The organism is Gluconobacter sp. Dm-74 (genome assembly GCF_018256135.1).
In the GTDB taxonomy this organism is placed as follows: domain Bacteria; phylum Pseudomonadota; class Alphaproteobacteria; order Acetobacterales; family Acetobacteraceae; genus Gluconobacter; species Gluconobacter cadivus.
This window is the reverse complement of sequence record NZ_JAERLX010000027.1, coordinates 1-5,899: the sequence shown is the minus strand read 5'-3', so window position 1 is coordinate 5,899 and position 5,899 is coordinate 1. Positions and strand designations below refer to the sequence as shown.

Genomic DNA, 5,899 nt, shown 5'->3' with positions numbered 1-5,899 from the left:
GCGCAGGGTGGTATCAAAACGATCAAACAGCCTTTCAATCGCACCAGCCTGCGTCAGGCGCTCGCGGAACAGCCAGAGTGTTTTGGCGTCCGGCACACGGTTCGACAGTCCCAGACCAAGGAAACGCATGAAGGACAGGCGATCATTGATCAGATATTCCGTCCGCTCATCAGACAAATTGTTCAGGGTCTGGATCACCAGGATCTTAAACATCAGCACCGGATCAAATGGCGGTCGCCCGCCTTTGCTTCCGTCGGAATACGCCAGTGCCTTCTCCAGTTCCGGGCGGAACACTTCAAAATCCACAGTCCGGGAAAACGCTTCGAGCTGGTCACCAAGTCCGCTCAATCGAGCAAGCCGCTCTTCAACATCAAAAAAATCCCGCCCGCTCCATAGCGCTATTCCCTCAGTCAGAACCAGACGAATGGAATCACAGAGCTGCTTTCAAAACCAAGGGGTTTTTCGAACTCTTCAAATCGCCAAAACCCAGAAATCACGGGCCAAGCGGATCAATCAAGTGTTCTTCGATCCCTCTATCTTAACGTTTTATAAAATAAAGTCTCTTAAAGTTTTTCTCAGAAGTAAAAAACCTATAAGGTGATATAAAATGTCTATCGCTAAGTCAATTGTCAATATTTTTGAAAATCCAAGCACAAATGGACCTAACTTTAGATTTAATAATGGACAAGTCATTAATGGTATTGAACAATATCAGGATTCTATACCAAATCTTCCTGGAACTTTCAATGATGATTGGGATGTTACGCAATGGTGTTCGGGTTCCTATTTCGATCCAACATCTCCTATATTAGAAGATATAGAATTCAAAGATAATCTCTTAGGAACTCCTGTTGCAACTTGGCAGCAAGGAAGCATTAATGACGGCGCAGGAAATTCTAGTTTATCTATATACAATTCCTCTGAATCTTCGGATGCAAGCAAAGATGGAAGAATATTACCTGGGTATACTTATGGAATTCAAGTGCAAGGCGGCAACTTAAATGATGTTAATTTACAGACTTACAAAAATTTAAGTACTGATGTCACATTTGATCATCAAATTAATTTTACGGCTAATGAGCGTATCACTAATATAAGCGGAAGTACAGGACTTATTTCATTCGGAAATAATTTTACTGTAAATTTTAATACAGTAAAGAAAATTTCTGGAGTTCCTCAACTCGGTATTTTTCTACAATCCGTTGTCTATGACTCGCGTGGTGTAGAAACTGTTGAAGCAGGTTATTCATCATTAAATGGTTCCAACTCTGGAGGCAAAATCTATAGTCCGGGAGACTTGACAGCTATATCGCTTTATCTTGGATCAATGGAATATAACTATAACGGTGAATTAGATGCCTTTTCAGGAGATACATCGAGTTTTCATAATGTATCTATAAATCTAAACGCTGCACTTGATAAAGTAATTACTATACTTTCACGTCAAGATCCTCAAAATGCTTCGTACTATCAAGACCTTTCGAATTGGAACCTTACTGGGTCATATGTAGGGGGAGAGGCAGGTAATCTAGGTACTGCTCAACCATCAAATTCTAGCGCGACTATGGATATTAACGATATATCAATAACACAAGATTTATCATCTAACATAAAATATTCAGATAAAAGTCAAAAAATTCAATCTATCTCAGATCTACAGATGGAAGATAATCAAATTTCAACTACTACTCCATCTGATGGAGAAACAAATCTTCTTTTAAATTCTGGAAACGCAAATTCTTCGATATATACCTTAAAAAATCCGCAATACATCACGAGTAATGGAAATGATACTCTAACTATAGGATCAGGAACTGCAGCGAGTGTTCATGCCTTAGGTCTGTCTACAAACATCATTGGTAAGGGAGGATCGGCTACTATCGACGGAAACTCAGTTTTGAACGTTTCTGGAAATTTTTCATACTTCACATCAGAAAACATCAACTCTAACAGTGTATATAATATATCTATTAACACAGACATGAATCCATCAATTAAGTATGGAACTGTGAATTTTTCTTTAGAAGCGGCATCTACGCTAACTTTATCAACAGGATCAAATGCTAAATACAATATAAAACAGAATAATGATTCTAAATCTATTTTATTAACAGGAAATAATAGTGTTGAAGTAAATAATGAAAGCCAAGGATATCAAGTAATAGTTTCTGGTAACATTTCAAGTACTGGAAAACTTTTGGTAAATGGGGGAGGAAATCAGCAAGTCTGGACTGGCTCGCAAGATACGGTTTTTAACGCCTCAGATGCATCTTCTTTCGCGGGAGGTATCTTCTCTTCAAATAAAGGAAATATAAATTCTGCTTATATCGACGTTCAAGGTGGAACCACTAATGTAAATCTCAATACCGAGATGGTAACTATTTGGTCAAATGCAGGAACAACAAATGTATATGGTAGTTTAGCATCTTCTGCAAACGATCTGTTAGTCTCTCAAGGAGGAGACATGAATATTACAGGAGGAGCTGGGACCGAGACGTTGGTTGCTTTTCAGAATGAAACCAATCCTGAAGATGTAGCTAGTGTAGTGATGACAGCAGGGGCTGGCAGTCAAACTATTTTTAATTACGGCGTAGATTTAACTGTTAACGGGGGAGATAATAATAAAAGTAATCAGTTAATTATAGCCTCAAATTCTAAACAGGTTAAATCAATTAACTGTATTAATGGTGGTTCTGGGTACCAAGAAATTTGGTCAACGGCTCCAAATACTGTTATTAACGCTTCAACTTCAACAGCTAGTGGTTCGATCAAGGACGTAGTTCAAGGTGGGAATACTACATTTAATTCCGGAATAGAGAATGCACAAGTATTTGTTTTTGGCGGTTCACTTAACGCTAATCTAGGATATAATAATGGAATTGCATCTACAGGTAATGTGTCAATTCAAGGAGATATTAAATCAAATTTAAATATGACTATAAATGATTTCACATCATCTAACGATACACTTATTTTGACAGGACTGTCTGATGCACATGGGTATAAAATAACAGAAAAAGGAAATTCGGTAGTTATGACATTTGATAACTCCAACTCTTCTGTTATGATTGGTGGTGTAACACATGTAGATATTCATAATATCGGGGATAGCGCCATTCAAATTTATGTACCGGTGTCGCCGTGATGGTGCATATGCGTCTATTTTTACATCCTCTGATATCACATCGATATAAGATGGCTATCAGAGGGGATATACATTCGCAGAAGAGGTATGCTGCCATACGAAGTGCAGCTAAGGCTAATTTCCCAGACGCATGTCGTTATCTCGGAGCAAGTTATTTAAATGGTACTTTTGGGAAAAACACTTCTACTATTGCATCGGCACATTACTGGTTAAAAAAGGCAACAAATCTGGGAGATGTTCCGTCATGGTACTGGCGGGCTCGTCTTGCTCTACAAGCTATAAATTTCGAGGAGAGCTCGTTAGATTCTATTCTAGGATTACCCCATATTTCTACTAAAAATATTCCGCTAGGGCTTGATAATGCAATTCTATTTTGTGACCGTGGTAGAGACCTCGGAGACGCTCCTGCTACACGTCTCTTATGGCGTTTGATATACATAAAGTTGAACAAAAATACTGATAAGGCAGTTTTTATCCTTCACCAGGAAGCTAAAAATAATCAACCTTGGGCTATGGTTGAGTTAGCGGATCGGTGTATTCAAGGAGATGATAGAGCCGCCTCTGCAGAAATTTCAACTAAAGATTCTATTAATTACTGGATTTCTATGGTTCTACAAACAAAAAATATAAATAATGGAAAAGCTCATCTTCTGATGGCAAGGGCGATTGAGCAGGGGATAATCACTCAAGATTCTACTATTTTGAGATGGCACTTAAAATCTGCGGCGGAGGATCAGATACCTGAAGCTTACTTTCGATATGGTGTTTTTCTATTAAAAGCTGATCGAGACACTTTGAGCGCTGAATCTTGGTTACGTAAGGCAACGAATGCGGGTTACTCGGATGCTGCAGCCACGCTTGGCGACTGGCTTACGATGGGATGTCAAGATGTAGAAAGTCATAAAGGTATATACTGGTATTTAAAAGCTATTGAAATGGGACATTTCGGGGCTATGCTACATGTTTCACGCATGGTACTGAGTGGAAGAAAGTATAATATTAAAAAAACAAAATTAAAAGAATGGCTGATAGAGGTAATAAATAATAGTAATTGTGAAATACAAATAAAAGAAGCTATTTTCCTGTCCGGGGTCTGTTAGAGCGGCTCCGCTTTAATCTGGTTCATATCCAGCGTCTGTAAAGAAGCTGGCGCATTGACTGGGAGTGAAAGCGGGAAGCATAGCGCCGACGGTATCCCACAGAGCACTGACAGTTCGTTCGGCTTTAGCGCGCAGCAAGGCTTTGAGTTTTGAGAAAGCCATTTCGATGGGATTAAAGTCCGGGCTGTATGGCGGAAGGAACATCAGTTCCGCCCCTGCCTGCTCAATGGCCTTCTGTGCCGCTGGAAGATTGTCCATCACGACGATATCACCCGGCTTCAGTGTCGGGATGAGAACGCGTTCGACATAGACCTGAAAGATCCTGCCATTCATGGGACCATCATGCACGAAGGGCGCGGTCAGGCCTGTCAGACGCAGCCCCCCGGTGAAAGTCGTGGTTTTCCAATGACCGTGCGGCACACCGGCGCGGCAACGTTCCCCGCGCAAGGCACGCCCGCGCAGACGGGCCATCTTCGTGGAGAGGCTGGTTTCGTCAATGAACACCAGACGCTGCGGATCAAGGTCAGGCTGGCGATCAAACCAGTCCTGTCGTCGCTTCAGAACGTCTTCACGCTCCTGCTCCAGTGCATGAGCGGTCTTTTTTTGAATGTCCATCCCTGTTGCCGCAGCCAGCGACTGAGCATGGTGCGACCGATCCCGACGGCCCGTTCGCTTTCCAGGCGCGCTATCATTTCGTGAAGCGTGATGTCTTTCTGCGCCTCGATCATGCCGGCAATGAACGCTTCATGCGCGTCCAGCCGTGATCCGCGCGGCTTGCCCTGGCGACGGGGCGTCCGCTCGCCGCTCTCACGTTCCCGACGCAACCAGCGGATCGCCGTCGAAATCCCCACTCCGAACCGCGCCGCAATCGAGCGGGCAGATGCTCCCGCAACTCCAGCTTCCAGAACACGCTCCCGAAGATCATCACTCAATGCTCGTGCCATCACCGTCTCCATCAATGAAAACGGTGAATCACAAGACCTCTTCAGTGTCACCTCTCGATTCAGAGTTCAGTGGAACCGCTCTAGTCCTTGAATAATAGAACGCACTGCATAGTTGTTTGTGATGAGCATGATGCAGTCTGTCTTTTCTGATACCGTCTGGTTCGTCTGGGAGACTTTGATCGAGGACATCCACTTCGAAGGGGAAGACCCTCGACCGCCGAGATCTACGATTTTCTGGCGCCATCAGAACGGGGAGGGATCGAAGAACCGTTGATTGATGTGCTTGGCTGGTGATTTCAGGCTTTTGGTGATTTGATTGACGGTTTTTGGGGTAGCTTTTGATCTGCGTTTTGAGCATACCGGGGACTGCCCACTCTGGATGACTACGCGCTCGCGCTCAATCTTTCGAGGAAGAGAAAGCGGCGCATATTATAGACAATATTGGCGAGCCCGATCCTCATGGTGGCCCGGGTGATACCGACAGTTCGGACGAACAGACCCATTTGCGATTTCTGACCCGCAAAGACATGCTCGACGCGGGATCGGATCACGGACTTTCCAGCATTCGATCTCTGGATATGTCGGGGCATAGGCTTGAGATGCGGCTTTTTCCTGTGGACCTGGAGGGATCGAAAAAACCCCTTGGCTCTGACCTGTTCTCTATGATTCCATTTCTCTTGCGTTGATTGGAGTATGGATCATGAAGCAGC

General features: G+C 43.3%; 4 protein-coding genes and 1 pseudogene. 2 read left to right on the top strand and 3 right to left on the bottom strand.

Translation table 11 applies throughout. The features are described from left to right. On the bottom strand, window positions 1-402 hold a 402-nt coding region (locus tag JK208_RS15805; RefSeq protein ID WP_211576714.1), incomplete at its 3' end, for a transposase. A gap of 205 nt (window positions 403-607) precedes the next feature. Between JK208_RS15805 and JK208_RS15800 the strand changes: the two genes are divergently transcribed. Both JK208_RS15800 and JK208_RS15795 read left to right on the top strand, forming a co-directional pair. Beyond that, the gene (locus JK208_RS15800; RefSeq protein WP_211571890.1) at window positions 608-3,145 is read left to right on the top strand and encodes a hypothetical protein; all 2,538 of its coding nucleotides are present in this window, start codon (window positions 608-610) and stop codon (window positions 3,143-3,145) included. A 50-nt stretch (window positions 3,146-3,195) separates the two neighbouring features. Then, entirely contained in the window at window positions 3,196-4,245 is a 1,050-nt protein-coding gene (locus tag JK208_RS15795; protein ID WP_211576713.1) for an SEL1-like repeat protein, read from the top strand. 12 nt (window positions 4,246-4,257) lie between these two features. On the opposite strand, the gene JK208_RS15790 is transcribed toward JK208_RS15795, so the two are convergent. Both JK208_RS15790 and JK208_RS15785 read right to left on the bottom strand, forming a co-directional pair. Beyond that, window positions 4,258-5,189, bottom strand: a protein-coding gene (locus JK208_RS15790; RefSeq protein ID WP_249202206.1) for an IS630 family transposase whose coding sequence is annotated in 2 segments (ribosomal slippage) — window positions 4,258-4,853 and window positions 4,853-5,189 — 933 coding nt in all. Because the reading frame shifts where the segments join, the coding sequence is not laid out codon by codon here. A 383-nt stretch (window positions 5,190-5,572) separates the two neighbouring features. Beyond that, a pseudogene (locus tag JK208_RS15785) lies at window positions 5,573-5,824 on the bottom strand (IS5/IS1182 family transposase); the annotation flags it as partial. Window positions 5,825-5,899: the final 75 nt, after the last annotated feature.

Coding starts and splice junctions, on each gene's coding strand:
- JK208_RS15800 (WP_211571890.1), top strand. CDS start 608: ATGTCTATCGCTAAGTCAATTGTCAATATTTTTGAAAATCCAAGCACA.
- JK208_RS15795 (WP_211576713.1), top strand. CDS start 3,196: ATGGCTATCAGAGGGGATATACATTCGCAGAAGAGGTATGCTGCCATA.